This is a genomic window from Streptomyces monomycini (genome assembly GCF_022271435.1).
Lineage (GTDB): Bacteria > Actinomycetota > Actinomycetes > Streptomycetales > Streptomycetaceae > Streptomyces > Streptomyces monomycini.
Map to the genome: position 1 here is coordinate 101,161 of NZ_JAFIQY010000018.1, position 26,090 is coordinate 127,250.

Here is a 26,090-nt window from a genome sequence, read left to right on the forward strand (position 1 = left end):
CAGCGCGCGGCCCCCGGTCGTCCCCTCCTGAGCGGATCTGGAGCCGTCCTCCTCAAGTACTACGCAGGGTGTCGAGGAGGACGCGGAAGGCGGTGGTGCCGGGGGTGACGGGCGCGTAGTGGCCGGTTCCGGCCAGCTCCCGCAGCAGCGGCGCGGTGCCTCCGGCGGCCTCGGCGGCCCGTACGTAGCGGCGGGAGAGTCCGACGGGCACGTCGGTGTCGGCGGTGCCGTGCAGGATCGTCACGGGGGCCGTGTTCGGCAGCCGCCGTACCGGGTCCGCCGCGGCGAGCCGGTCCGCCCATCCGGGCCCGGCACCCAGGAAGCCGGCCACGGCGCCGTCGCTGAGCCCCACCTCGTGGGCGTGCGCGAGGTCGGCGACGGGTGCCACGGCGATGATCCGCCGCGGCGCGTCCGTGGTGCGCCGGTGCGGGTGCGCTGCCGCGAGGAGCAGCGCGAGGTGCCCGCCCGCGGAATGGCCCACGGCCACCACGGGCCGCTCCGGCGCGGCCGTCGCGGCCACCACGTCCTGGTACGTGGCCGGCCAGCCCCCGCCCGCGCCCGCGCGGCGGTATTCGGCCAGCGCGACCGGCAGTCCGTGCCGGGCCAGCTCCGCGGCGAGCGGCGACAGATGCGTACGGTCGTACGCCGCGCGCCAGAAGCCGCCGTGCAACAGCAGCACCACCGGCCCCGCGTTCCGCTGCCCGTACAGGTCGATCACCTGGTCCGGGTGCGGTCCGTACGCCAGCGTCGCGTCGGGCGCCACGGGCGCGAGGCCGAGCAGGGCCGCCTCCTCGTCCGCGGCGCCCGGAACGTTCACCCCACGACCTCGCCCAGCACCCGCGCGGCCCGCGCCACGTCCGCGAAGGACGTGTAGAGCGGCGTGAAGCCGAAGCGCAGCACGTCCGGGTGGCGGAAGTCGCCGACCACCCCGCGCCGGATCAGCTCCGTCATCACCTTGCCCGCGTCCGCGCAGGCCAGCGCGATCTGGCTGCCCCGCTGCGGGTGTTCGCGCGGGGTGACGCAGCGCACCCGGCCCTCGGGGACGTACGCGTCCACGCACTCCAGGAAGAAGTCGCCGAGCGCGAGGCTCTTGGCCCGTACGGCCTCGACGGACACGCCGTCCCAGACGTCCAGGGCCGCCTCCAGGGCGAGCATGGACAGGATGTCGGGCGTGCCGACGCGGCCGCGGACGATGCCGTCGGCCGGGGCGTACGCGGGATCCATGCCGAAGGGCACGGCGTGCGAGTTCCAGCCGGGCAGCGGCGAGTCGAAGCGGGCCTGGAGCTCTTCGCGCACATACAGGTACGCGGGCGCGCCCGGTCCGCCGTTCAGGTACTTGTACGTGCAGCCCACCGCGAGATCGACACCGTGGGCGTCCAGCCGGACCGGCAGCGCGCCCGCGCTGTGGCACAAATCCCAGACCGCCAGGGCCCCGGCCTCGTGCAGGGCGGCGGTGATGCCGGGCAGGTCGTTGAGCCGCCCGGTGCGGTAGTCGACGTGGTTGACCAGCGCGAGCGCGGTCCGGGGCCCGGCCTCGCCGGGGATCCGCGCGGCCGGCAGGGCCCGCAGGGTGCAGCCCGTCATCCGTGCCGCGGACTCCGCGATGTAGCCGTCGGTCGGGAAGGACGCCTCGTCGGCGAGGATCTCGTCGCGGCCCGCGCCCGCCATCCGTACCGCGCCGACCACCGCCTTGAACACGTTGACGCTGGTCGAGTCGCCCGCCACGACCTGCCCCGGCGCGGCGCCGAGCAGCGGGGCGATCCGGTCGCCGACGCGTTCCGGCGCGGTCCACCAGCCCGACTCCTCCCAGGAGCGGATGCGCAGCTCGCCCCACTCCCGGGTGATGACGTCGGCGACGCGGCCGGGTACGTGGCCGGGCAGCGCGCCCAGCGAGTTCCCGTCCAGGTACACGGTGTCGTCCAGGACGAACTTCTCCCTGGTCGGGCGCAGTGCGTCCCGCTCGTCCAGCGCCGCGGCGCGCTCCGCCGGGTCAGACATGGCTACGCGCCGTCCACAGCTCCGGAAAAACGTTCTTGCTCGCCCGCTTCTCCAGCCATGCCACGCCCGCCGAACCACCGGTCCCCATCTTGGCTCCCATCGCCCGCCGCGTCGCCACCAAATGATCGTTCCGCCAGCGCCACACCAGCTCCGCGACGTCCGTCAGCGCCTCACCGAGCCGCACCAGCTCACCGTCGCGCGGCCCCGCGTACACCTCGGCCCACACCGCCTCGACCCGCGCGTCCGGCTCGTACCGCGCCGTGACCTCACGCTCCAGCACCTCACGGGGTATCCCGTACCCCCGGCGTGCCAGCAGCCGCAGCACCTCGTCCCACAGGCTCGGCTCCTGCAGCGCCTTCTCCAGCTCCGCGTACTCACGCGGCGCGCCCCGGTGCGGCACCAGCATCGACGTCGACTTCTCACCCAGCAGGAACTCCATCCGCCGGTACATCGCGGACTGGAACCCCGAGCCCTCCCCCAGCGCGCCCCGGAACGCGTTGAACTGCGCGGGCGTCAGCCGCGCCAACGGCCTCCACGCCGCGTTCAGCGCCTCCAACTGGTGCGTCGAACGCTCCAGCGCCTCCATCGCCACCGGCAGGTCGTCCCGGCGCAACGCCTGTGCCGCGGTGTGCCACTCGTGGACGACGACCGTGAACCACAGCTCCATCACCTGGGTCGTCACCAGGAAAGCCATCTCGCCCGGGTCGTCGGACAGCGGATGCTGGAGGTGGGTGAGCACGTCCGCATGGACGTAATCCTCGTACGGCGTCGTCCCCGCACTGCCGATGCTCAGGTCGGGCCGCCGGACCTCATCGGTCTCCGGCTGACACTGCGGGGCGGACTGCTGCGACATGAGGAACTCCTCGATGCTGCTGGCTTCCGGGTAGCGGTCCGCTCCTTCCCGTCGGCAAACGGAGCCCCGGTCCCCTCAGGCGCGGAATCTTCCGGCCCACTGGCATCATCCGTGCTCCACGAAGGGCGCGCAAGAGGCTGCCCACGGCGTGCGAAGGGCCGGCCGCGCTTGCGCGGCCGGCCCGGATTCCACCCCGGCGGTCAGCCGGAAACGCAGCTCAGCGCCCTACGAAAGGGTGTCGGCCGCGGTCGGCGACGAGTCCCGCAGGAACGTCGAGCACCGCTCGTACTCCTCCTGCTCGCCGATCGCCTGCGCGGCACGGGCGAGAGCGTGCAGGGCCCGCAGGAACCCGCGGTTCGGCTCGTGCTCGAACGGCACCGGGCCGTGCCCCTTCCAGCCGGCCCGGCGCAGCGCGTCCAGGCCGCGGTGGTAACCCGTACGGGCGTACGCGTACGACTCGACCGTACGGCCCGCCTGGAACGCGTCGTCTGCGAGCTGCGCCCAGGCCAGCGAGGAGGTCGGGTACTTCGCCGCGACGTCCGTCGGCGCGGCACCGGAGGCGAGGAGCTCGCGGGGTTCGGGGTCGTCGGGGAGTTCGGTGGGGGGCGGGCCCCCGAGGAGATTCTGATGAATGGCCATGCTCCCATCTTCCCGGAGGGGCCGGTCGGTTACGTACCTCAGGGGGCTGGGCCGGTTTGTCGGCTCGCCCCGTGGTGGGGGGCCTGGGGGGCCTTTCGCGCTTCGCGCGGGGGTGTTGGGTTGACGTTTGGCTCGCATTGCTTGCGTTGTGGTGGCGGGGGCGCGCAGGGGGCCAACTCCTCAGCACCGTGTACGTCGCCCAGGGTTGGTTGTGAACGAGGGCTCCCGGCTGCCTGCGGGGATGGCCCCCTACCCGCCCCCTCCGGCCGGATTGGCGAGCCGAGGTCGGTGGGGGGAGTTTTTCGATCACCCGGGCGCCCGCCCACCTGGTGGAGAGGCGCACGGGGTGGAGGGCGGAAAGGCGGCTGTGCTGGCCTGGCCGTACGCCAGGGGCTCGCGTCGGGCTTGGCTTGTGAAAACCCCAGCCCGATCGCACGGGATAGTCGCCCGACGGCCAGGGCTCGGGGGTACGCAGGGGTCTCCCCGCAGGCAGTCCGCACGCTGGCCAACGCCTGGGATTCACCGCAGCTAAAGGATGCTGAGGAGTGACCCCGGAGTGCCCCCGAGCCCCCACCCACCGGACCTATTGCGCAAGACGCGCGCCCCGATCACCGGACCATCGCGCACAACGTGCGCAGCGCACGAAGGCCCCGGGCCGCCGGGGAGGCGGGCTCGGGGCCTTGGGAACCCGGGAGGGTTACTTGATCTTGGTGCCGGTGGAGCGGAGGTTGGCGCAGGCCTCGGTGATGCGCTTGGCCATGCCGGCCTCGGCGAGCTTGCCCCAGCTGCGCGGGTCGTAGGTCTTCTTGTTGCCGACGTCGCCGTCGACCTTCAGGACGCCGTCGTAGTTGCGGAACATGTGGTCCGCGATCGGACGCGTGAACGCGTACTGCGTGTCCGTGTCCAGGTTCATCTTCACGACGCCGTTCTCCAGTGCCGTGGCGATCTCCTCGGCCGTGGAGCCGGAGCCGCCGTGGAAGACGAAGTCGAAGGGCGACTGCTTGCCGTACTTGGCGCCCACGCCCTCCTGGAGGTCCTTCAGGAGCTCGGGGCGGAGCACGACGTTGCCCGGCTTGTAGACGCCGTGCACGTTGCCGAACGAGGCGGCGAGCAGGTAGCGGCCCTTCTCGCCCAGGCCCAGCGCCTCGGCGGTCCGCAGCGCGTCGTCGACGGTGGTGTACAGCTCGTCGTTGATCTCGTGGGTGACGCCGTCCTCCTCGCCACCGGTCGGGGTGATCTCGACCTCAAGGATGATCTTCGCGGCGGCGGCCTGGGCCAGCAGCTCCTGGGCCACGGACAGGTTGTCGGCCAGGGTCTCGGCCGAGCCGTCCCACATGTGGGACTGGAACAGGGGGTTCTGGCCCTTGGCCACCCGCTGCTCGGAGACGGCCAGCAGCGGACGGACGTAGCCGTCCAGCTTGTCCTTGGGGCAGTGGTCGGTGTGCAGCGCGACGTTGATGTCGTACTTCTCGGCGACGATGTGCGCGAACTCCGCCAGCGCGACGGCGCCGGTCACCATGTCCTTGTTGTGCTGGCCGCCCAGGAACTCCGCACCACCGGTGGAAATCTGGACGATGCCGTCGCTCTCGGCCTCGGCGAAACCACGCAGCGCTGCGTGCAGAGTCTGCGTCGAGGTCACGTTGATGGCCGGGTAGGCGAACTTGCCTGCCTTCGCCCGGTCCAGCATCTCGTTGTAGACCTCGGGAGTTGCGATGGGCATCTGTCCGCTCCTTGTGATGTGCGGGTGTGCGTTCTTGGCCCTGACCAGGGGGCGACGACATCGCCGTAGCTCATCTTCCCAGACTCGGCGGTTTGCTCCACATCCCGTACACGCCACCGGCACGCAAAGGGGTGGCCGGTTTCACGTGAAACCACCCACCCGTTTGCGATAAGCGCTGGTCAGCGCCGAGGAACCGGCAAAGGCTCAGCCGAGGCCGAGGTCGCCGAGGCGGTAGCCGGTGATGTACGGCAGGCCCGCGCCGGCGATGGCCGACTCCGCCCCGCGGTCCACGATCGTGGCGACCGCGACCACCTCCGCCCCCGCCTCGCGCGCCGCCTCGACGGCGGTCAGCGGCGAGCCGCCGGTGGTGGAGGTGTCCTCGACGACCAGGACCCGGCGGCCCTTGATGTCCGGGCCCTCGATCCGCCGCTGCATCCCGTGGGTCTTCTGCGCCTTGCGGACGACGAACGCGTCCAGCCGACGGCCGCGCGCCGCGGCGGCGTGCAGCATCGAGGCCGCGACCGGGTCGGCGCCGAGCGTGAGCCCGCCGACCGCGTCGTAGTCCAGGTCGGCGGTGATGTCCAGCATCAGCTGCCCGACGAGGGGCGCGGCCGCTCCGTCGAGGGTGATCCGGCGCAGGTCGATGTAGTAATCGGCCTCCTTGCCGGAGGAGAGCGTCACCTTGCCGTGCACCACGGCCTTGTCCTTGATCTGCTGCAGCAGATCGCCGCGTACGTCGTCAGTCATGCGCACGAGCTTAGAGCGTGTGCCGGGGCCCGGCCGGACGCCGGTCGGCGGGTGGGTCAGGACAGGGCGCGCCAGGTCCAGGTGGTCGAGATCTCCAGCGGGTCGATGGGCGTGACCAGGCGCGGCAGCGTATTGAGGCCGTTGGGCGGGCCGGACTGCGGCTCCACACAGACCGCCGCTTCCTGCTCGTCGTAGACCACCACCCACTCGGCGCCGCTGGTGACCTTCAGCTCCAGCCGGCCCGGCCAGGTGAGGGTGACGTCCACGCCGTCTGGCATGCCGAAGCAGTCGTCCCAGGGGCCGGGCTCCGGGTCGATGCGCCGTCCGGTGGGCAGGTGGTCGTCGCCCCGCTCCTCCTGCCACGCGGCGGTGAAGTCGATCCGTACGTCCTCGCCGGCGCCGTCCAGGCTGCGCAGGAACCACGGGTGCCAGCCGGCCTGGGCGGGGAAGGAGTCGGCGCTCGCCTCGACGCCCATGGTCAGGGTGAGCGAGCCGCCGTCCTCGGCCAGCTCGACCAGCTGGGTGACGCGGCCCGGGTACGGCCAGGGGGCGGCGTCCGGGTCGAGCAGCTCGTAGGTGAAGGCGGCGCTGGTGGCGTTTGTGCGGGCCGTCGTCCAGGCGACGTTGCGGCCGGTGCCGTGGATCGCGTGCGGCGGGGAGTTGACCGGCATCTGGTGCAGTTCGCCGCCGTTGCGGAAGCGCCCGTTCTCGATGCGGCCGCACCACGGCACCATCGGGAAGGAGCCGTACTTGGCGCCCTGCCGCAGCAGTTCCGTACCGCCGATGCGCAGGCTCGCGAGCCGGCAGCCGTTGGCCGGGTCCACGGTCAGTTCGGTGTCGCCGGCCGCCAGCCGTACCTGTCCCTGCGCGATGTCTCGCGTGTCGTTGTCGCTCACGGTCCGACCCTAACGGGGAGGCGGGGAGGCGACGCGGTACGGCGAACGCGCGCCGCCCCTCAGCGGCGGCGGCGCAGTACCCGCCCCACCACGACGGCCGACGCGAGGGCGAGGGCCGCGGCCGGTGCCGCCCAGCGCAGGGTGGCGGAGGTGGTCGCCGACTGGGGGGCGGGGACCGGCGCGTACCGGCCGCGCGGCGGTGCGTGGTCGACCTCCTCGGCGCTGCGCCCGATCATCGTGCGGCGGGCGTGCGCGGCCTCGGCGGGCGGTGTGCCGTCCTGGTCGTCGGCTTCCGTGAGCGGGTCGAGCGACGGCGGCGGGACCTCGGTGTCGAAGAGGGCCGCGGTGGCGGGGGGCGTGGCCGGGGCACCGCTGTCCTGGGTGTCCGGCGGGTTGTCGGTGAGGTCGGCCGCGAGGTTGGCGGCGAAGCGGTCCAGGACCCGGCGTCCGGCGGACTCGGCCGCCTGGCCGGTGGCTTCCGCGAGGCGGCCGGTGCTGGTGACCGTACCGGCGCAGCTCAGGACCGTGGTGGCGGAGTCGTCGGGCCCGGCGGCGAGCCGCACGGTGAGGGACAGCTCGGCGGAGCCGTCTCCGCGCGACTCCATGCCGCTCGCCTCGACCAGGACCGTGTCGGCGCCGCGCAGGGTGACGGTGAGGGTGCCGCGGTAGGTGATGGTGGAACTCCCGATGCGCAGCCGCAGCCGCCCGCCGGGGGTGCCGGGGTCCGCGTCGGCGTCGAGTTGGCATCCGGGGATGCAGCGCGCCACGCGCTCCGGCTCGGCCAGCGCCTGCCGCACGGTCTCGACGGGAAACGGAACGTACACCTCGTGCTCCATGGCATGGGAGCCTACCCAGCCCTCCCGGCACTCGTGCCCGGTCCGGCACCTTTTTCTCCCCCGGCCGAATGGGGGAGCGAGGGGAGCGGATCGCCGCGGGCGTCGGGCCGGTGGATCGCCGGTGGGCCGGGGGCGGCCGGGCCGGGTCAGTCCAGGTGCCGTGGATGCATCAGCGTTGACGGCGGGAGGCCGGGGACGCGGGTGGGGGCGAGGGAGCGGGCGGCGGCCTGGAGGGCGGCGGGCGTCAGGGAGCGCAGGGCGGGGGTGGCCGGGGAGAGGGTCAGGCGGGGGGCGCGGTGGGCCGCGAGGAGGAAACCCCAGCCGCAGGCGGAGCGGTGGCCGGTGAGCCGGCCGACGGGATGGTCGGCAGGGTGGCCGGTGAGCCGGTCCGTGGACCGGCCCGTTCCGCAGGAGCGTTCCGCCGCGTCGGCGCGGGACGGGGTCCGGGGCACGGTCCGGCCGGGGAGCCGGTACGGGACGGTGCTCAGGCCCGCGGCCCGTACGGTCGCGTCGACCGTCCAGAACGTCCGGGGCCGGGACGCGGGCTCGCCGGCGTGCACCGCCAGCCGGCCGCCCCTGGCCAGCGTGCGGGAGGCGAGACCGTAGAACTCCTGCGAGTAGAGCTTGGTGCTGGCCGTGCTCCCCGGGTCGGGCAGATCGGCGATCACGACGTCGTACGGGCCGCCGTTCCCGGCCGCCGCGCCGCCCCGCCGCAGCCACTCGAACACGTCGCCCGCGACCACACGTACCCGCGGGTCGTCCAGCGCGTGCCCGTTGAGCGCGGACAGGCCCGGGTCCGTACGGGCCAGCCGCGCCAGGCCCGGATCGAGTTCGACGACGGTCACGGCCGTGACGCCGGGGTGGCGCAGGACCTCGCGGGCGGCGAGGCCGTCGCCGCCGCCGAGCACCAGGACCCGGCGGTGCGGCCCGCCCGCCATGGCCGGGTGCACCAGCCCTTCGTGGTACGGGCGAGCGTCGTCCGCGCCGGCCCGTAGGCGGCCGTCCAGGTAGAGCCCGAGCGGCCCGCCGGGTCCGGCACCGTTCCCGCCCGGACCCGGTACGGGCCCGGGCGCCCCGCCGCGGCCGGCCCGGTCCAGGTGTCCGTCCGCGGCCCCGGTCCGGCCCGTGGCGGCCGGTCCCGTACCGCCCGTGATCACGATCTCCTGGATGCCGGTGCGGACCGCGACCCGCGCCGCCGACCCGTACACCGCGTCCCGCGCGGCCCGTTCGAAGGGGGCGACCAGCGCCGCCCCGGCGGCGAGCAGGGCCAGCACCAGCACGTTCGCGGCGATCAGGGCCCAGCGGGCCCGTACGGACAGATCGCTGCGGAAGAGCCAGAGCACCAGCCCGCCGCCGGCCACCGCGTTGACCGAACCGGTGATCAGGGCGCCGGAGACCTGGCCCAGCCCCGGCAGCAGCAGGAAGGGGAAGGCGAGGCCGCCGACCAGGGCGCCCACGTAGTCGGCGGCGAACAGGTCCGCCACGGCGCCCCCCGCGTCCTGGCGGCGGACCCGCTGGATGAGCGTCATCAGCAGCGGCACCTCGGCGCCGATGAGCATGCCCATGGCCAGCGAGAAGGCGACCAGGACGGAGCGGGACTGGCCGAACCAGGCGTAGCAGGCGTAGAGCGCCATCGCCGAGAAACCGCCGACGAGTGCGAGGACCGCCTCCAGCGCGCCGAAGCCGACGGCCGCCCGGCAGCGCAGCCGTTTGGCGAGCAGCGATCCGATGCCCATCGCGAAGACCATGACGGACAGCACGACGGATGCCTGGGTGACCGAGTCGCCGGTCAGGTAGGAGGCGAGGGCGACCAGTTCGAGTTCGTAGACCAGGCCGCAGGCGGCGCAGACGAAGACGGTGGCCAGGACGAGCAGCCGGCCGAGGCCGGCGGGGACGGGCAGCCATGCCGGACTCCCCGCCTCGGGCGGCTCGGGGGAACCGCGGTGGACTGGATCAGGCGGGTCGATCATGTCGGGCAACGCTACGTGACGCGATGATGTCCCTATGTCACCCACACGAGCGTAGTGAGCGTCCCACACGGGCGACTTGGAGCGCGGCGGACGCCCGGTCCGCCCCGCGAGCCGGTAAAAGCACCCGCGGGTAACGCCGCTCAGATGGCCGCCGCCACCCGGACCCCGACCCGGGTGCGCGTCGCGACCAGCCGCCCCTCCTGCGGGTAGGCGTGCCAGGTGCGCCAGCGCACCTGGCCCTCCTCGCGCTGGGCCAGCATCGCGGTGAACGCGTGCGGCGAGCCCGGGAACGTTCCGGCAAGGCCGAGGGGGTGCTCGGCGACCAGGGCGAGCAACTCCTGGGCGCGCCCGGCGAACGAGCCCTGGGAGAGCGTCTCGACGTGGGCAGCGAATTCGTACTCCCAGTCGCCGATGCGTTTCGCCACGCCCAGCGGGAGCGGGGTGCTGCTGCCGGGTATGCAGGCGACGGTCTCGGAGCAGGTGCCGCGTTCCTCCTCCAGGAGGACTTGGTGCGAGGCGCCGAGCAGCCTCAACTGCACGCGCGCATCGGCGAGTTGCAGGTCCAGCACGGCGAGGGCCGGCAGCGGCTCCCTGCCCAGTGCCCAGGCCAGGTCGGATGCGCGGGTATCGGTGTAGGGCGTTTTCAGGGTCGTGAGCATGGGTCGGCTCCGCAAGCACGCAGTGGATGGTGGGCCGGCCTGCCCCGGAGACGGGATCAGGGTTACGACTGTCTGCCGGCTCGTGCCCACGTGGGGTCCGAGAAGTGGGATTCTCTAGGGAGAGGGAATCATGAAACGAGCGGGGCCCACAGCGTTTTTACCCATCTTCGCCGGGTTTCCATCCCTCAGAGGGCCACTCAGTTCAGTTGTTCAACAACCCACTCCCCAGCGGCCGTTGACCCTGCTGGGCGCATATGCGGACCGGCATGGGCCCCCTGCATGTGTACGGGGCAGCAACACCTCGGCGACTGCCCCGGGACCCGTCTGCGACCGCACTGCGAAAGCTGCCGCCGGCGCGCCTCGACGGTGGCCGCCGCCCCTCAGGAACTGCCCCCGCCGCAGCCGCCGCCACCCCCGCAGGACGACGACGAGTGGTGCCCACCACTGCCGCACGACATCGGCCCGCCGCAGGACTGCCCGTGGTGATGCCCGCCGCCCACGCCCGGGTCGCCGGCCACCCACCAGCCGGTGCCGTCCCGGCCGCGCTTGCCGAGGCTGCGGCGGCCGCCGCCGTCGCGGCTCTGCGCCGCCGTGACCACCAGGGCCGCGACCACCACACAGATCACGAGGAAGACCACAAAACCCATCGTTGCCCCACACTCCTTTCCGTCCCCCGAAGCGAGGCACCCGCTCCGTCCGCCGCCGTGTTCCCCGGCCCGGCCGAAGCGCCGTCGTACGTGTCGTCCGTGTCCTTCGATCCCTCTCCGGTCCGCGCTGATCCACTCCGGTTCCGGCGTCCTCTTTCGGGCCGTCCGGTCCCGCACCGTGCTGTCGGTGCGGGGCTCATGCCCGGGCCGCCCGGACCGCAAAGCACAGTTGAGGAAGTCCAGAGGTTCGGCGGAGGATGGCGGACATGTCACGACCGCTGCTCAACCGCCGCCTCGCCGAGTTCGGTACGACGATCTTCGCCGAGATGTCCGCGCTCGCCCTACGCACCGGATCGATCAACCTGGGGCAGGGATTCCCCGACACCGACGGCCCGGAGGAGGTCAGGGAGGCGGCGGTCCGCGCACTGCGCGACGGTCGCGGCAACCAGTACCCGCCCGGCCCCGGCGTCCCCGAACTGCGGACCGCCGTCGCCGCGCACCAGCACCGCTTCTACGGCCACCTCGGCGTCGCGTACAACCCCGACACCGAGGTCCTGGTCACCGCCGGGGCCACCGAGGCCATCGCCGCCTCGCTGCTCGCCCTCCTGGAGCCCGGTGACGAGGTGATCGCGCTGGAGCCGTACTACGACTCCTACGCCGCGTGCATCGCGATGGCGGGCGGCACCCGCGTCCCGGTGACGCTGCGCCCGTCCGCCGAGGACGGCACGTACGGCCTCGACCTGGACGAACTGCGGGACGCCGTCACCGACCGCACCCGCCTCATCCTCCTCAACACCCCCCACAACCCCACCGGAACCGTCCTCGACCGCGCCGAACTGACCGAGATCGCCCGCCTCGCCTGCGAACGCGACCTCCTCGTGATCACCGACGAGGTGTACGAGCACCTCGTCTTCGAGGGCGAGCACCTCCCGCTGGCGTCCTTCCCCGGCATGCGCGAGCGCACCGTCACCATCGGCTCGGCCGGCAAGACCTTCTCCTTCACCGGCTGGAAGGTCGGCTGGGTCACCGCGAGCCCGGAGCTGATCGGCGCCGTCCGCTCCGCCAAGCAGTTCCTCACGTACGTCTCCGCCGGCCCGTTCCAGTACGCGGTCGCCGAGGCACTCGCCCTGCCCGACAGCTACTACACCGGCCTGCGCGACGACCTGCGGGCCAAGCGCGACCTGCTGGCCGACGGCCTAGCCGCCGCCGGTTTCCGCGTCTTCCGCCCGTCCGGCACGTACTTCGTCACCACCGACATCCGCCCCCTCGGCGAGAAGGACGGCTTCGCCTTCTGCCGCGCCCTCCCGGAACGCGCCGGCGTCGTCGCCATCCCCAACGCCGTCTTCTACGACCACCAGGACCAGGGCGCCCCGTACGTCCGTTTCGCCTTCTGCAAGCGGAAGGGTGTGCTGGAAGAAGCGGTTACCCGCCTCAAGCGGCTGGCGGTCTGACGAAGCGCGTGGAAGGCGGTCCGCCGAGGTACAGGGACGGGGCCTGCTCGCGGGCCCCGTCCAAGAAGCGGCTCAGGTTCACTCGGTGTCCTTCGGATGCCGCGGCGAGGCATACACGAGGATCACCGTGGAAGTCTCCGCGCTGACCAAGTAGCGCACTCGGCCGCCACTGGTGACCTCGTACTCCCACTGCTCAAGGTCGGAGCCCTTCCATACTTTGGTCGCGTGCCTGCCTCGTAGCTGATGCCGGCGACTCCAGTTGGTCCGGGACAGGGGATCGCTTCGGAGGGCGTCCAGGCAGCGATGCGCGTTCGACAGCGCCACACGGCACAGTTCCTCCCAGCCCGTCACCGCCTCGGTGGTCCCGAAGACGACGTTCCACCCGCTGAGGGGTGGAACGCTGACTCGGTCCCCCTTCTTCGGGCTCACCCACGTACCTCGACCTGGCCGAGATCATCACCATCGAGCGGACGGAGTGATTCCCTGAGCTGCTCGGGGTCGGCGTTGATACGAGCCGTGGCGCGCCAGGAGATGATCACGCGCTGCACGGCCTCTCCTGCCCCCAGTTCGGCGGCGTCCGACAGCGCTTCAAGAAGCTCGACGGTGAAGGCCCGAACCTCTTCCGCGTCCAGGTGCCGCGCCCAGGGGAACACCTCAGGCAGTGCGAGGAGGAGTGCCTTGGCACCGTCGTCCTGCTTCATCAGTGCGAGGAAAAGCCGTGAGGCAGTAGTCAGGTTCTCCTCCGCACCCTCCGCGCGCGCAGCCGTGGTCAGGATCATGTCCGGCGCGTCCCGATGTGTGACCCGAAGCCGCCCCAGGGCAGCAGCTCTAGCCGCGACACCCTTGGGATTTCGGGAGAGATCGGTGAAGGAGATTGATTCCGTTTCCGCTTCCAGACGTGCGGTAGACATAATCAGAGCGTACTCAGATTACGATCTGATTTCAAGGGGAGGTCGACCGGCTTCTGATGCGCGCACCTTGACCCTCTGCAAGCAGGAGGCAGTTCTCCAGAAAGCGGTCGACCGCCTCCGCGCCCTCTGACCGGCCCCCCCGGGCCCGGCGCGCTCCGACCGGGCAGCGCCCCGCGCCCCCGTCCGCCACCCGATCGGCCCACAGCCACCCCACAGGGGTCGCGGGCCGGGCGGGCGGCACCGAGAGTCGTGGTGTCGGAGTGGGCCGGGCGCGCGGGGCCCGGTGGGTGACCGCCGCGCGCGTACCGGAGGTGTTCCGTGGCCGCCGAGACCGTTGACACCGCAGCCGCCGCAGCGCAACGGCCCGGTTCCGTACGCGTCCATGTCCGGGCGGCGCTGCGCCGAGCGGCGCCCGCCCTCGTGCTGTTCGCCGCCGTCCGCTGCGCGGGGGTCCTGTGCGCGGCGCTCTGGGCGTGGCACACAGGCCGCCACCCGCGGAACCTGCTGGGCGCCACCTGGGACTCCAACTGGTACCTGGGGGTGGCCCGGTACGGGTACGGCTCCCCGGCGCCCCACCACATGTGGCCGCCGGACCACCTCGCCGACCTGGCCTTCTTCCCCCTGTATCCGGGGCTGATCCGCGGCCTGTCCGCCGTCGTGCCGGTCGGCGCGCTGAACGCCGGGCTGCTGATCGCGTGGACGGCCTCGGCCGTGGCCGCCTGGGGGATCTTCGCGGTCGGCGCGCATCTGTACGGGCGGCGGGCCGGCACGTTCCTGGTGGTGCTGTGGGCGCTGCTGCCGCACGCCGTCGTCGAGTCGCTGAGCTATACGGAGCCGCTGCTCACCGCGCTGGCCGCGTGGGCGCTGTACGCCCTGCTCACCGACCGTCCGCTGTGGGCCGGCGCCCTGGCGGTCCTGGCCGGCCTGGCGCGGCCGAACGGCCTCGCGGTGGCCGCGGCGGTCATGGTCGCGGCCGCGGTCATGGTGACGGCGGCCGTACGTACCTGGGGGCGCGGGTGCGGCCCGTACCGCCCCGTACTGCGGCGCGCACGCCCTCTCTGGCCCTACTGGGCCGCGGCCCTGATCGCCCCCGCCGGCTGGCTCGGCTACGTCCTGTGGGTGGGGGCGCGCACCGGCGCCGGGCCGCGCGGCTACTTCCGGGTGCAGGGCATCTGGGGTTCGCGTTTCGACTTCGGCCGGGACACCCTGCGGTCCGTGAAACGGCTGTTCCTGCACAGCGAGCCGCTGGTGCAGCACATGGCCGCCGCGGTCGTCGCCGTATCGATCCTGCTCCTCGTCCTGCTGGTGCTGGAACGGCCGCCCCTGCCGCTGCTCGCCTACACCGCCGTCCTGGTGGTCATGGCGCTGGGCGGCACCGGCTACTTCCCCTCCAAGCCGCGGTTCCTGCTGCCGGCCTTCCCGCTGCTCGTACCGGCGGCGGTCGCGCTGGCCCGCGCCCGGCCGCGCTCCGTCGTCCTGGCGACGGGCTCGCTGGCCGCGCTCTCCCTCGGATACGGCGTGTACCTGCTGGCCATGGCGCCGCTGCCGCTGTGAACCGGCACCGGCCGCACACGGCGGCGGGCCCCGGAGCACATCGCTCCGGGGCCCGCCGGTCACCTGGCCACGGGAAGGCTCACGCCTCCGCGTCACCCGGCTTCTCGTCGCCTTCACCCTCGGCGTCGGCCTCCAGGCCGAGCTGCTCGACGATCCACTTGTCGAACTCGATCGACGCGCGGACCCAGCTGACCGTGCTCGACACGAAGTGTTCGAGCGCCACGCCGGTGCCGATCAGCATCGACGCCTCGCCGATCAGCCGGACCGTGCCGTCGTCGTGGGTGTGGGTGTAGGCCTTGGGCCACAGCGTCCGGCGGTTCCAGTCGTCGAGCGCCTCCAGCAGCTTCGGCTTGTCGTCGATGCCGTGCGGGCGGTCGTAGAACGTGCGGACGGAGAAGATCTGCTGCTCCTCCTCGCCGCGGAACATGAAGTACGTGCGGAACTGCTCCCACGGGGCGGCGAGGTCACCCTCGTCGTCGACTACGTACTTCAGCTCCATCTGGTCGAGGAGCTGCTTGACCAGGTCCTGGTCGGGCAGGACGGGACCATCAGGCCCCGACGGCTGCGGTTCGGGCTGGCCCCCGAAATTCGGGATCGAGGACGGGTCGATGCTCACCGTGGAATTCCCTTCGTATGGTCTCCGCCATCCTCTCCCATCCCGGCCCTGTCATGGCAAGCCCGCCGCCCACTCTCCGCTGCGGGCTAAAAACCCGGCGGGAGAGCCGGCGGCGGGACGCCTCGTGCGACGGCCGGAGGTCAGCGGTGCGGTTCCGGCGGTCCGGTGCGGCTCACCGTACGGGAGCGACCGCCAGCGACCTGCCGTCCTCGGCGACATCCACCCGTACGGTGTCGCCGTCCCGCACCTCGCCCGACAGGATCGCCTTGGCCAGCTGGTCGCCGATGGCCGTCTGCACCAGGCGGCGCAGCGGGCGGGCGCCGTAGGACAGGTCCGGCGCGCTCTGCGGCTGGTCCACGACCGGCTCCTGGCCGAGCCAGGCGAGCCAGGTCAGGGCGCGGTCGGTGACGTCCAGCGTCAGCCTGCGGTCGGCGAGCCGGCGCTGCAGGTGGTCGAGCTGGATGCCCGCGATCCGCTGGAGCTGGTCGGTGCCGAGCGGGTGGAAGACCACCAGGTCGTCCAGCCGGTTGAGGAACTCGGGCCGGAACGACGTCCGTACCGTCTCCAGGACCTTCTCCTTCTTCTGGTCCTCCTTGAGCAGGGGGTCCATCAGGAAGTTCGAACCCAGGTTGGAGGTCAGGATCAGGATCGTGTTGCGGAAGTCGACCGTACGGCCCTGGCCGTCGGTGAGCCGTCCGTCGTCCAGCACCTGGAGCAGCACGTCGAAGACCTCGTGGTGCGCCTTCTCCACCTCGTCCAGCAGGACGACGCTGTACGGGCGGCGGCGGACCGCCTCGGTGAGCTGGCCGCCCTCCTCGTAGCCGACGTAGCCGGGCGGGGCGCCGACCAGCCGGGCCACGCTGTGCTTCTCGCCGTACTCGCTCATGTCGATGCGGACCATCGCCCGCTCGTCGTCGAAGAGGAAGTCGGCGAGCGCCTTGGCCAGCTCGGTCTTTCCGACACCGGTCGGGCCGAGGAAGAGGAAGGAGCCGGTGGGGCGGTCCGGGTCGGCGATGCCGGCGCGGGTGCGGCGCACCGCGTCCGAGACGGCCCGGACGGCCTCGGTCTGGCCGATCAGCCGCTTGCCCAGCTCGTCCTCCATGCGCAGCAGCTTCTGCGTCTCGCCCTCCAGCAGGCGCCCGGCCGGGATGCCGGTCCAGGAGCCGACCACGTCCGCGATGTCGTCCGGGCCGACCTCCTCCTTGACCATGGAGGACTTGGCGTCCTGGGTCGCCTCCTGCTCGGCCTCGGCCGCGGCGGCCTCCTCCAGCTCCCGCTCCAGGCCCGGGATCTCCCCGTACAGCAGCTTGGACGCCGTGTCGAAGTCGCCGTCGCGCTGGGCGCGCTCGGCCTGGCCGCGCAGCTCGTCGAGCCGTTCCTTCAGCTCGCCGAGGCGGTTGAGGCCCTGCTTCTCCTTCTCCCAGCGGGCGGTCAGGCCGCGCAGCTCCTCCTCCTTGTCGGCGAGGTCCTTGCGCAGCTTCTCCAGGCGCTGGACGGACCCGGCGTCGGTCTCGTTCTTGAGCGCCAGCTCCTCCATGCGCAGCCGGTCGACGGAGCGCTGGAGTTCGTCGATCTCCACGGGCGAGGAGTCGATCTCCATGCGGAGGCGGGAGGCGGCCTCGTCCACGAGGTCGATGGCCTTGTCCGGCAGGAAGCGGGAGGTGATGTAGCGGTCGGAGAGGGTGGCGGCGGCGACCAGCGCGGAGTCCGCGATCTGCACCTTGTGGTGGGCCTCGTAGCGGCCCTTGAGGCCGCGCAGGATGGCGACCGTGTCCTCGACGGTCGGCTCGGCGACCAGCACCTGCTGGAAACGGCGCTCCAGCGCCGGGTCCTTCTCGATGCGCTCGCGGTACTCGTCGAGAGTGGTGGCGCCGACCATCCGCAGCTCACCGCGGGCCAGCATGGGCTTGAGCATGTTGCCCGCGTCCATGGCGGAGTCGCCGCCCGCGCCGGTGCCGACGACCGTGTGCAGCTCGTCGATGAAGGTGATGATCTGGCCGTCGCTGGACTTGATCTCCGCCAGTACGGTCTTGAGGCGCTCCTCGAACTCGCCGCGGTACTTCGCGCCCGCGACCATCGCGCCCAGGTCCAGGGCCACCAGCCGCTTGTCGCGCAGCGACTCGGGCACGTCACCCTTCACTATCCGCTGCGCCAGGCCCTCGACGACGGCGGTCTTGCCGACGCCGGGCTCGCCGATGAGCACCGGGTTGTTCTTCGTACGCCGGGAGAGCACCTGCACCACGCGGCGGATCTCCTGGTCACGGCCGATGACCGGGTCCAGCTTGCCGTCGCGCGCGGCCGCCGTGAAGTCCGTACCGAACTTCTCCAGCGCCTTGTACGTGCCCTCCGGGTCCGGGGTGGTCACCCGTCGGCCGCCCCGGCTGTCCTCGAAGGCGCTCAGCAGCTTCTTGGCCGTGGCGCCCTGCTGCGCCAGCAGCTCGCCGGTGCGGCCGCCCTTGGCGGCGATGCCGATGAGCAGGTGTTCGGTGGAGATGAAGTCGTCGCCCAGCTCCTTCGCGCGCTGCGCGGCGTCGGCGATGACGGCCAGGGTGTCGCGGTCGGGCTGCGGCGGGGCGACCGTGGAGCCCTGCACGCTGGGCAGGGCGGCCAGCTGGCGCTCGGCGCCGGAGCGCAGCGCGGCGGCGTCCGCGCCGACGGCGGCCAGCAGGTCGGTGATGTTCTCGTTGTCCGCGCCGGCGAGGAGGGCGAGCAGCAGATGCACGGGGGTCATGTCCGCGTGTCCCGCCGTCACCGCCCGCTCGTTGGCGGCGCTCAGCGCCTCACGGCTCTTGTTGGTCAGCTCGGCGTCCACTCGCGCGCTCCTCCTTGGGCTCGGTGCGTGATCGGTGCCGTGGTCCGGCAGTGAACCTGCTCAGCTCAACGTCCGATAAGTTGAGTCTATTCCACTCAAGGCCATTCGGGGAGCCACACCGGCATCTTCCCGGTACCTTCCTGACATCTTTCGGTTTTCCGGCCCTTCTCCGGGTGCACCGGACGGCCCGGATCATGCCGCCGCCGTGGCGGAACCTGCCGAAGTCAGACGCCCTTTCCCGGGGCCGTACGAGAGCGCCGCAGCGTCTTCACGTGTCCTCCACGTTCCCTGCGCTGTCCCTTTGCAGACCCTCCGCACGGCGCCCCCACAGGATCCCCAATTACTCTTCCGGTCATGGCCCACGACCTGGACGACCTCAGCCCCGAGTACCTCGCCTTCTGGAGCGAGCACCTCATGTGCACGCTGACCACCCTGCGCCCCGACGGCACGCCGCACGTCGTCCCGGTCGGTGTCACCTTCGACGCGAACCAGCGCATCGCCCGCGTGATCACCCGCAAGGACAGCAGCAAGGTCGGCCATGTCCTCGCCGGCGGCCCGGACGGCGCCCGGGTCGCGGTGTGCCAGCTGAACGGCGCGCGGTGGGCCACCCTGGAAGGCGTCGCCCGGATCCGTACGGACGCGGACGTGGTGGCGGACGCGGTACGGCGCTACGCCGAGCGGTACGGACGCACCCCGACCCCCAAGCCGGACCGGGTGATGATCGAGATCACCGTGAACAAGGCGCTGGGCCGGGCGTAGCGCACCGGCACCCGGCCGCCGGGGAACGCCGGGCGGCCGGCCACCACGGCTGCTGAAACGGCAGCGGGGCCGGGGCGCGCTGTGCGCCCCGGCCCCGCTCCGCGGACAACGGCGGGCTACTCGGACCGCTTCTTCGGACGCCACACGACCAGCGCGCCGGCCTGCTGCACGTCCTGATAGGGCACCAGGTCCCGGCGGTACGAGGCGTGCACCGCCGCCTCCCGCTGCTGGATGGTGGCGGCCGCGCCCTCGACCGCGTGCTGGAGCTCGGCGACCCGCTGACGCAGGGCCGTGACCTGGTTCTCCAGCTCGATGATGCGCTTGATGCCGGCGAGGTTGATGCCCTCGTCCTGCGACAGCCGCTGCACTTCCCGGAGCAGTTCGATGTCCCGGGAGGAGTAGCGCCGGCCGCGCCCCGCCGTACGGTCGGGCGAGACCAGCCCCAGGCGGTCGTACTGACGCAGGGTCTGCGGATGCAGACCCGAGAGCTGAGCCGCGACGGAGATGACGTACACCGGCGACTCTTCGGTCAGTTCGTACGGGTTCCGACGCCCGCCCCGGCCATCCATCCGACTCAAGCTCCCTTCGCGGCCTGGAACAGCTCCGCCCGCGGGTCCTCACCCGCGGTCGCCTCGCGGTAGGACTCCAGCGACTCCCGTGCGGTGTCGCCGAGGTCCGTGGGGACGCTCACCTCGACGGTGACCAGCAGGTCGCCGCGGGTGCCGTCCTTGCGCGACGCTCCCTTGCCGCGCACGCGCATCGTACGTCCGTTGGGAGTCCCGGCCGGGAGCTTGAGCGTCACCGGCGGGCCGCCGAGTGTCGGCACCCGCACCTCGCCGCCCAGCGCCGCCTCCGGGAAGGTGACCGGGACGGTGACGGTCAGGTTGTCGCCCTTGCGGCCGAAGACCGGGTGGGCCTCGACGTGCACGACGACGTACAGATCGCCGTTCGGACCGCCGCGCTCGCCCGGGGCGCCCTTGCCGCGCAGCCGGATGCGCTGCCCGTCGGAGACACCCGCCGGGATCCGCACCTGCATCGTGCGCGAACTGGTCGCCCGGCCGCTGCCCTTGCAGGCCTCGCACGGGTTCTCCGCGATCAGGCCGCGGCCCTTGCAGTCCACACACGGGTCGGTGAGCGAGAAGCCGCCACCGCCGCCGCGGCTGACCTGCCCGGTACCGACGCAGGTCGGGCACACCCGCGGGGTGCCGTTCTTGTCGCCGGTGCCGGAGCACGCCTTGCAGCCCGCCTGACTGGACATCCGCAGCGGGACCGTGGCCCCGTCCGCCGCCTCGGTGAAGCTGAGTGTCACCTCGGACTCGACGTCCTGGCCGCGGCGCGGCTGCGTACGAGTACCGCCGCCGCCGCGGTTGAACAGGCCGCCGAAGACATCGCCGAGCCCGCCGCCGAAGCCGCCGCCCGCCGTGCCGCCCTGGGCACCGCCGCCGCCTCCGAAGAGGTCACCGAGGTCGAAGTTGAACGATCCGCCACCGGCGCCGCCGGGGCCGGCGCGGAAGCCGCCGTTGCCGAACAGCGCCCGCGCCTCGTCGTACTCCTTGCGGCGCTTGGGGTCACCGAGGATGTCGTTGGCCTCGGAGATCTCCTTGAAGCGCTCCTCGGCCTTGGCGTCCCCCTTGTTGGCGTCCGGGTGGAACTCCCGGGCCAGCTTGCGGTACGCCTTCTTGATCTCCGCCTCGGTGGCGTCCTTCGGGACGCCGAGGACCTTGTAGTAGTCCTTCTCCACGAAGTCCTTGGTGTTCATCCCCGACGTCCCTCCTCCCGAACTGCTTCTTCCGTCGCCGCGTCAGCCCTCTTCCGGGCCACCGCTCTCCTCGTCCGAAGCCTTCACGTCTTCCTCACCGGCAGCCTTGCCGGGCTGCGCGCCCGGCTGCGGCTCGGCGACCGCGACCCGCGCGGGGCGGATCGTTCGTTCACCGATGCGATACCCCGGCTGCAGGATGGCGACGCACGTGGTCTCCGTGACATCCGGAGCGTACGAGTGCATCAGGGCCTCGTGGATCGTCGGGTCGAAGGGCTCGCCCTCCTTGCCGAACTGCTGCAGGCCCAGCTTCGCGACCACCGTCTCCAGCGACTCGGCCACCGACTTGAAGCCGCCGACCAGCTCGCCGTGCTCCCGGGCCCGCCCGATGTCGTCGAGCACGGGCAGCAGCTCGGTGAGGAGGTTCGCCGCGGCGATCTCCTTCACCGACACCCGGTCCCGCTCCACCCGGCGACGGTAGTTCTGGTACTCCGCCTGGAGCCGCTGGAGGTCCGCGGTGCGCTCGTTGAGCGCGGTACGCACCTGGTCCAGCTGCGCCGTGGCGGCTACGTCCTGGTTCGTCTCCCCGGCCGGGGCCGAGCCCGCCGTGTCGGCGGACTCGGCCTGCGCCGCGTCATCAGGGGTCTGTGCGGCTTCGGCGGGGACGTCGGGCTTCTTGTCGTCGAAGCCCGGAGTCTCCTCCGTCACGCGGCACCGTCCTTCTTGGGCTTCTCGTCGTCGACGATCTCGGCGTCCACGACATCGTCCTCGGGCTTGGCCTGCTGGCCGCCCGCGGCACCCGCGGCACCGGCGGCGCCCTCGGCACCGCCCGCGGCCTGCGCGTCGGCGTACATGGCCTGGCCCAGCTTCTGGCTGACCGCGGCGACCTTCTCGGTCGCGGTGCGGATCTCGGCCGTGTCCTCGCCCTTGAGCTTCTCCTTCAGCTCGGCGACGGCGGTCTCGACCTCGGTCTTCACCTCGGCGGGGACCTTCTCCTCGTTGTCCTTGAGGAACTTCTCCGTCTGGTAGACGAGCTGCTCGCCCTGGTTACGGGACTCGGCGGCCTCGCGGCGGCGGTGGTCCTCGTCCGCGTACTGCTCGGCCTCCTGGCGCATCCGGTCGACCTCGTCCTTCGGCAGCGAGGAGCCGCCGGTGACGGTCATCTTCTGCTCCTTGCCGGTGCCGAGGTCCTTCGCCGCGACGTGCATGATGCCGTTCGCGTCGATGTCGAAGGCGACCTCGATCTGCGGCACGCCTCGCGGGGCCGGGGGCAGACCGGTCAGCTCGAACATGCCGAGCTTCTTGTTGTACGCCGCGATCTCGCGCTCGCCCTGGTAGACCTGGATCTGCACGGAGGGCTGGTTGTCCTCGGCGGTGGTGAAGATCTCCGAGCGCTTGGTCGGGATCGTCGTGTTCCGCTCGATGAGCTTGGTCATGATGCCGCCCTTGGTCTCGATACCGAGGGACAGCGGGGTGACGTCCAGCAGGAGGACGTCCTTGACCTCACCCTTGAGGACACCGGCCTGCAGCGACGCGCCGATGGCGACGACCTCGTCCGGGTTGACGCCCTTGTTGGCGTCCTTGCCGCCGGTCAGCTCCTTGACGAGCTCGGCGACGGCCGGCATCCGGGTCGAGCCGCCGACCAGGACCACGTGGTCGATCTCGGACAGCTCGATGCCGGCGTCCTTGATGACGTTGTGGAACGGGGTCTTGCAGCGCTCCAGGAGGTCCGAGGTGAGCTGCTGGAACTGCGCCCGGGTGAGCTTCTCGTCCAGGTGCAGCGGGCCCTCGGCGGAGGCGGTGATGTAGGGCAGGTTGATCGTCGTCTCGGTGGACGAGGACAGCTCGATCTTCGCCTTCTCCGCGGCCTCGCGCAGGCGCTGGAGCGCCATCTTGTCCTTGGAGAGGTCGACGCCGTGGCCGTTGTTGAACTGCTTGACCAGGTAGTCGACGACGCGCTGGTCCCAGTCGTCACCACCGAGGTGGTTGTCGCCGTTGGTCGCCTTGACCTCGACGACACCGTCGCCGATCTCCAGCAGCGAGACGTCGAAGGTACCGCCACCGAGGTCGAAGACCAGGATGGTCTGGTCGTCCTTCTCCAGGCCGTAGGCCAGGGCCGCGGCGGTGGGCTCGTTGACGATGCGCAGGACGTTCAGACCCGCGATCTCACCGGCCTCCTTGGTGGCCTGGCGCTCGGAGTCGTTGAAGTAGGCCGGAACGGTGATGACCGCGTCCGCGACCTTCTCGCCGAGGTAGGCCTCCGCGTCCCGCTTCAGCTTCTGCAGGATGAAGGCGCTCATCTGCTGCGGGTTGAAGTCCTTGCCGTCCAGGTTGACCTTCCAGTCAGTGCCCATGTGGCGCTTGACCGAACGGATCGTCCTGTCGACGTTGGTGACCGCCTGGCGCTTCGCGACCTCGCCGACCAGCACCTCGCCGTTCTTGGCGAAGGCGACGACGGACGGCGTGGTCCTGGCGCCCTCGGCGTTGGTGATGACGGTGGGCTCACCGCCTTCGAGAACACTGACGACGGAGTTCGTCGTGCCCAGGTCGATGCCGACCGCACGTGCCATTTCGATTCCTCCAGTGACTTGAGTGGAACAGACTCAAGCGTGCAGCACCATCGCCAGCCTGTCAATTGACCTGAGCCGGGCCCGCTCAACTTTTATGTCGGGCTTACCGTCACTCCCTCTTCGGAGGACGCCGCTCGGGGCGGGAAGGGTTGCCTGCGCGACACAGATCACCGGCCGGGCGGCTTCATGGCGCTCGGGATACTGGGTAACCTCAGCGCAGACCCGAAAAGTTACTGCTTAGTAATCGCTGTAGTCCTTGTACCGCGGACTCCGCGTACCCCTCGTACGTACGCGCAGCCCCTCAAGTATTCCCCGTAACCCCCGCACTCGCAGGCCCGAGGAGCCACCCATGCAACTCGCCGCGATCATCGTGTCGCTGGTCCTAATCGCGGTCGGCGTAGCACTGTTCGGCCGTGCCATCCTGCAGATCGTCCGCCAGCTGCGGCTCGGCCAGCCCGTACCGGCCGGCACCCGGACCGACGACCCTACGCGCCGCACGGTCACGGTGGTCAAGGAGTTCCTCGGCCACACCCGGATGAACCGCTGGGGCGTCGTGGGCGTGGCGCACTGGTTCGTGGCGGTGGGCTTCTTCTCGCTGCTGCTGACGATCGTCAACGCGATCGGCCAGCTCTTCAAGGCCGACTGGCTGCTGCCCGTCGTCGGCGAGTGGATGCCGTACAACGTCTTCGTCGAGTTCATCGGCACGATGACGGTGCTCGGCATCCTGGCCCTGATCGTCATCCGGCAGCTGAGCAAGCCGGGCAAGCCGGGCCGCAAGTCCCGCTTCGCGGGCTCCAACTTCGGCCAGGCGTACTTCGTCGAGGCCGTCATCCTCATCGTCGGCGTCTGCATCTTCATGCTGCACGCGCTGGAGGGCGCCCAGCACCACGTGGACGGCTACGAGGCGTCGTTCTTCATCTCGTACCCGGTCGTCTCGTGGCTGGAGGGCATGGACGTCGCGACGCTCCAGAACCTCACCTACTTCTTCGCCGGCCTGAAGATCGCCACGTCCTTCATCTGGATGATCACGGTCGCGCTGAAGACCGACATGGGTGTGGCCTGGCACCGCTTCCTCGCCTTCCCGAACATCTGGTTCAAGCGCGAGGCCGACGGCGACGTCGCGCTCGGCGCGCTCCAGCCCATGACCAGCGCGGGCAAGCCGATCGACTTCGAGGACCCGGGCGAGGACGACCAGTTCGGCGTCTCCCAGGTCGAGCACTTCTCCTGGAAGGGCCTGCTCGACTTCTCCACCTGCACCGAGTGCGGCCGCTGCCAGTCGCAGTGCCCCGCCTGGAACACCGGCAAGCCGCTGTCGCCGAAGCTGATGATCATGGCACTGCGGGATCATGCGCACGCCAAGGCCCCGTACCTGCTCGCCGGCGGCGGCAAGGACGAGGAGGGCGCCGAGAAGGCGACCGCCGCCCAGCTCAAGGACGTCCCGGCGGCGGCACTGGCCGAGGCCGAGCGCCCGCTGATCGGCACCCTCGAAGAGAACGGCGTCATCGACCCGGACGTCCTGTGGTCCTGCACCACCTGCGGCGCCTGCGTCGAGCAGTGCCCGGTCGACATCGAGCACATCGACCACATCGTCGACATGCGCCGCTACCAGGTCATGATCGAGTCGAGCTTCCCCAGCGAGGCCGGCACGATGCTGAAGAACCTGGAGAAGAAGGGCAACCCCTGGGGCCTCGCCAAGAAGCAGCGCCTGGCGTGGACCAAGGAGGTCGACTTCGAGGTCCCGGTCGTCGGCAAGGACGTCGAGGACCTCACCGAGGTCGAGTACCTGTACTGGGTCGGCTGCGCGGGCGCCCTGGAGGACCGCGCCAAGAAGACCACCAAGGCGTTCGCCGAGCTGCTGCACATCGCGGGCGTGAAGTTCGCGATCATGGGCGGCGACGAGAAGTGCACCGGTGACTCGCCGCGCCGCCTGGGCAACGAGTTCCTGTTCCAGCAGCTGGGCGCGGAGAACGTCGCCTCGCTCAACGCGGCCTTCGGCGAGGACGACGAGGACCCGGCGACGAAGAAGCCGAAGTCCGCGAAGAAGATCGTCGCGACCTGCCCGCACTGCTTCAACACGATCGCGAACGAGTACCCCCAGCTGGGCGGCGAATTCGAGGTCATCCACCACACCCAGCTGCTCCAGCACCTGATCGACGAGGGCAAACTGGTCCCCGTCACTCCGGTCGAGGGTCTGATCACCTACCACGACCCCTGCTACCTGGGCCGCCACAACAAGGTCTACACACCGCCGCGCGAGATCATCGCCAAGGTGCCGGGCCTGCGCAACGAGGAGATGCACCGCCACAAGGAGCGCGGCTTCTGCTGCGGTGCGGGTGGTGCGCGCATGTGGATGGAGGAGCGGATCGGCAAGCGCATCAACAACGAGCGTGTCGACGAGGCGCTGTCCCTCAACCCGGACATCGTCTCCACCGCCTGCCCGTTCTGCCTGGTCATGCTGACCGACTCCGTCAACGGCAAGAAGAACGACGGCGTGGCGAAGGAGTCCGTGCAGGTGGTCGATGTGGCGCAGCTGCTGCTGGACTCCGTCAAGACCCCGGGCGACCCGGCGGGTGAGGACGCGGTGTCGGACGCGGCTGAGCCGGAGCCGGTGAAGTAGCGACCGGTTTTTGCTCGGCCCCACGGCCGGTCCCGCTTCGGCGGGGCCGGCCGTGAGTGGTTTTGGCTGACGCGCGGTT

The 26,090-nt window shown here is 71.4% G+C and carries 23 protein-coding genes; 4 read left to right on the top strand and 19 right to left on the bottom strand.

The window, feature by feature from the left end:
- Window positions 1–52: 52 nt before the first annotated feature.
- The 11 genes from JXZ78_RS21245 to JXZ78_RS21295 all read right to left on the bottom strand — a co-directional run bounded on the left by JXZ78_RS21245 (window position 53) and on the right by JXZ78_RS21295 (window position 10,965).
- Window positions 53–817, bottom strand: a complete 765-nt coding sequence (locus JXZ78_RS21245; RefSeq protein WP_030023211.1) for an alpha/beta hydrolase family protein — start codon at window positions 815–817, stop codon at window positions 53–55.
- Complete coding sequence (kynU, locus tag JXZ78_RS21250) at window positions 814–1,998, bottom strand: kynureninase (protein WP_030023209.1); 1,185 nt, start codon at window positions 1,996–1,998, stop codon at window positions 814–816. Before kynU ends, JXZ78_RS21245 begins: the two co-directional genes overlap by 4 nt.
- Window positions 1,991–2,851, bottom strand: a complete 861-nt coding sequence (locus JXZ78_RS21255; RefSeq protein WP_030023207.1) for a tryptophan 2,3-dioxygenase family protein — start codon at window positions 2,849–2,851, stop codon at window positions 1,991–1,993. The genes kynU and JXZ78_RS21255 overlap by 8 nt, the downstream gene beginning before the upstream one ends.
- Before the next feature lie 225 nt (window positions 2,852–3,076).
- Entirely contained in the window at window positions 3,077–3,490 is a 414-nt protein-coding gene (locus tag JXZ78_RS21260) for a DUF3151 domain-containing protein (protein WP_030023205.1), read from the bottom strand.
- 697 nt (window positions 3,491–4,187) lie between these two features.
- Window positions 4,188–5,210 carry a class II fructose-bisphosphate aldolase gene (fbaA, locus tag JXZ78_RS21265; RefSeq protein ID WP_030025011.1) on the bottom strand — a complete coding sequence of 341 codons (1,023 nt, stop codon included), beginning with the start codon at window positions 5,208–5,210 and terminating at the stop codon, window positions 4,188–4,190.
- 204 nt (window positions 5,211–5,414) lie between these two features.
- Window positions 5,415–5,957 carry an orotate phosphoribosyltransferase gene (gene pyrE / locus JXZ78_RS21270; protein ID WP_030025012.1) on the bottom strand — a complete coding sequence of 181 codons (543 nt, stop codon included), beginning with the start codon at window positions 5,955–5,957 and terminating at the stop codon, window positions 5,415–5,417.
- 56 nt (window positions 5,958–6,013) lie between these two features.
- Entirely contained in the window at window positions 6,014–6,853 is an 840-nt protein-coding gene (locus JXZ78_RS21275; protein ID WP_033040340.1) for an aldose epimerase family protein, read from the bottom strand.
- 59 nt (window positions 6,854–6,912) lie between these two features.
- On the bottom strand, window positions 6,913–7,689 hold the full coding sequence (locus JXZ78_RS21280) for an SRPBCC domain-containing protein (protein ID WP_030025016.1): 777 nt from the start codon (window positions 7,687–7,689) through the stop codon (window positions 6,913–6,915).
- A 146-nt stretch (window positions 7,690–7,835) separates the two neighbouring features.
- Window positions 7,836–9,659, bottom strand: a complete 1,824-nt coding sequence (locus tag JXZ78_RS21285; protein ID WP_030025018.1) for a spermidine synthase — start codon at window positions 9,657–9,659, stop codon at window positions 7,836–7,838.
- Window positions 9,660–9,799: 140 nt separating this feature from the next.
- Window positions 9,800–10,318 (bottom strand): DUF2617 family protein, encoded by a 519-nt coding sequence (locus JXZ78_RS21290; RefSeq protein WP_030025019.1) that lies wholly within the window; start codon window positions 10,316–10,318, stop codon window positions 9,800–9,802.
- A 380-nt stretch (window positions 10,319–10,698) separates the two neighbouring features.
- Window positions 10,699–10,965, bottom strand: a complete 267-nt coding sequence (locus JXZ78_RS21295; protein ID WP_030025021.1) for a hypothetical protein — start codon at window positions 10,963–10,965, stop codon at window positions 10,699–10,701.
- Between the two features lie 266 nt (window positions 10,966–11,231).
- Here JXZ78_RS21295 and JXZ78_RS21300 point away from each other — a divergent pair, with 266 nt between their 5' ends.
- Window positions 11,232–12,416: a pyridoxal phosphate-dependent aminotransferase gene (locus JXZ78_RS21300; RefSeq protein WP_033040348.1), complete on the top strand. Its 1,185-nt coding sequence runs from the start codon at window positions 11,232–11,234 to the stop codon at window positions 12,414–12,416.
- A 78-nt stretch (window positions 12,417–12,494) separates the two neighbouring features.
- Here JXZ78_RS21300 and JXZ78_RS21305 read toward each other — a convergent pair whose 3' ends face one another.
- Both JXZ78_RS21305 and JXZ78_RS21310 read right to left on the bottom strand, forming a co-directional pair.
- On the bottom strand, window positions 12,495–12,845 hold the full coding sequence (locus tag JXZ78_RS21305) for a hypothetical protein (RefSeq protein ID WP_030025025.1): 351 nt from the start codon (window positions 12,843–12,845) through the stop codon (window positions 12,495–12,497).
- Window positions 12,842–13,327: a hypothetical protein gene (locus tag JXZ78_RS21310; protein WP_033040342.1), complete on the bottom strand. Its 486-nt coding sequence runs from the start codon at window positions 13,325–13,327 to the stop codon at window positions 12,842–12,844. Before JXZ78_RS21310 ends, JXZ78_RS21305 begins: the two co-directional genes overlap by 4 nt.
- Window positions 13,328–13,645: 318 nt before the next feature.
- Here JXZ78_RS21310 and JXZ78_RS21315 point away from each other — a divergent pair, with 318 nt between their 5' ends.
- Window positions 13,646–14,881 (top strand): putative hexosyltransferase, encoded by a 1,236-nt coding sequence (locus JXZ78_RS21315; protein ID WP_030025027.1) that lies wholly within the window; start codon window positions 13,646–13,648, stop codon window positions 14,879–14,881.
- Window positions 14,882–14,960: 79 nt separating this feature from the next.
- Here JXZ78_RS21315 and JXZ78_RS21320 read toward each other — a convergent pair whose 3' ends face one another.
- Together JXZ78_RS21320 and clpB are read right to left on the bottom strand one after the other, a co-directional pair.
- Window positions 14,961–15,497, bottom strand: coding sequence for a YbjN domain-containing protein (locus JXZ78_RS21320; protein ID WP_030025029.1), 537 nt, complete (start codon window positions 15,495–15,497; stop codon window positions 14,961–14,963).
- Window positions 15,498–15,669: 172 nt separating this feature from the next.
- Window positions 15,670–18,309 (bottom strand): ATP-dependent chaperone ClpB, encoded by a 2,640-nt coding sequence (gene clpB, locus JXZ78_RS21325; protein ID WP_238783273.1) that lies wholly within the window; start codon window positions 18,307–18,309, stop codon window positions 15,670–15,672.
- A 354-nt stretch (window positions 18,310–18,663) separates the two neighbouring features.
- Between clpB and JXZ78_RS21330 the strand changes: the two genes are divergently transcribed.
- Entirely contained in the window at window positions 18,664–19,068 is a 405-nt protein-coding gene (locus JXZ78_RS21330; protein ID WP_030025032.1) for a TIGR03618 family F420-dependent PPOX class oxidoreductase, read from the top strand.
- Between the two features lie 116 nt (window positions 19,069–19,184).
- Here JXZ78_RS21330 and JXZ78_RS21335 read toward each other — a convergent pair whose 3' ends face one another.
- Genes JXZ78_RS21335 through dnaK form a run of 4 tightly spaced genes read right to left on the bottom strand, consistent with a single transcriptional unit; the run spans window position 19,185 to window position 23,394 of the window.
- A complete protein-coding gene (locus tag JXZ78_RS21335; protein WP_030025034.1) occupies window positions 19,185–19,637 on the bottom strand; it encodes a heat shock protein transcriptional repressor HspR in 453 nt (150 codons plus the stop codon).
- 5 nt (window positions 19,638–19,642) lie between these two features.
- A complete protein-coding gene (gene dnaJ / locus JXZ78_RS21340) occupies window positions 19,643–20,827 on the bottom strand; it encodes a molecular chaperone DnaJ (protein ID WP_030025035.1) in 1,185 nt (394 codons plus the stop codon).
- A 42-nt stretch (window positions 20,828–20,869) separates the two neighbouring features.
- Window positions 20,870–21,532, bottom strand: coding sequence for a nucleotide exchange factor GrpE (grpE, locus tag JXZ78_RS21345; RefSeq protein ID WP_030025037.1), 663 nt, complete (start codon window positions 21,530–21,532; stop codon window positions 20,870–20,872).
- On the bottom strand, window positions 21,529–23,394 hold the full coding sequence (dnaK, locus tag JXZ78_RS21350; protein WP_030025039.1) for a molecular chaperone DnaK: 1,866 nt from the start codon (window positions 23,392–23,394) through the stop codon (window positions 21,529–21,531). The genes grpE and dnaK overlap by 4 nt, the downstream gene beginning before the upstream one ends.
- A gap of 349 nt (window positions 23,395–23,743) precedes the next feature.
- On the opposite strand from dnaK, the gene JXZ78_RS21355 reads away from it, so the two are divergent.
- Window positions 23,744–26,011 (top strand): (Fe-S)-binding protein, encoded by a 2,268-nt coding sequence (locus tag JXZ78_RS21355; protein ID WP_030025040.1) that lies wholly within the window; start codon window positions 23,744–23,746, stop codon window positions 26,009–26,011.
- The last annotated feature ends 79 nt before the right edge of the window (window positions 26,012–26,090 follow it).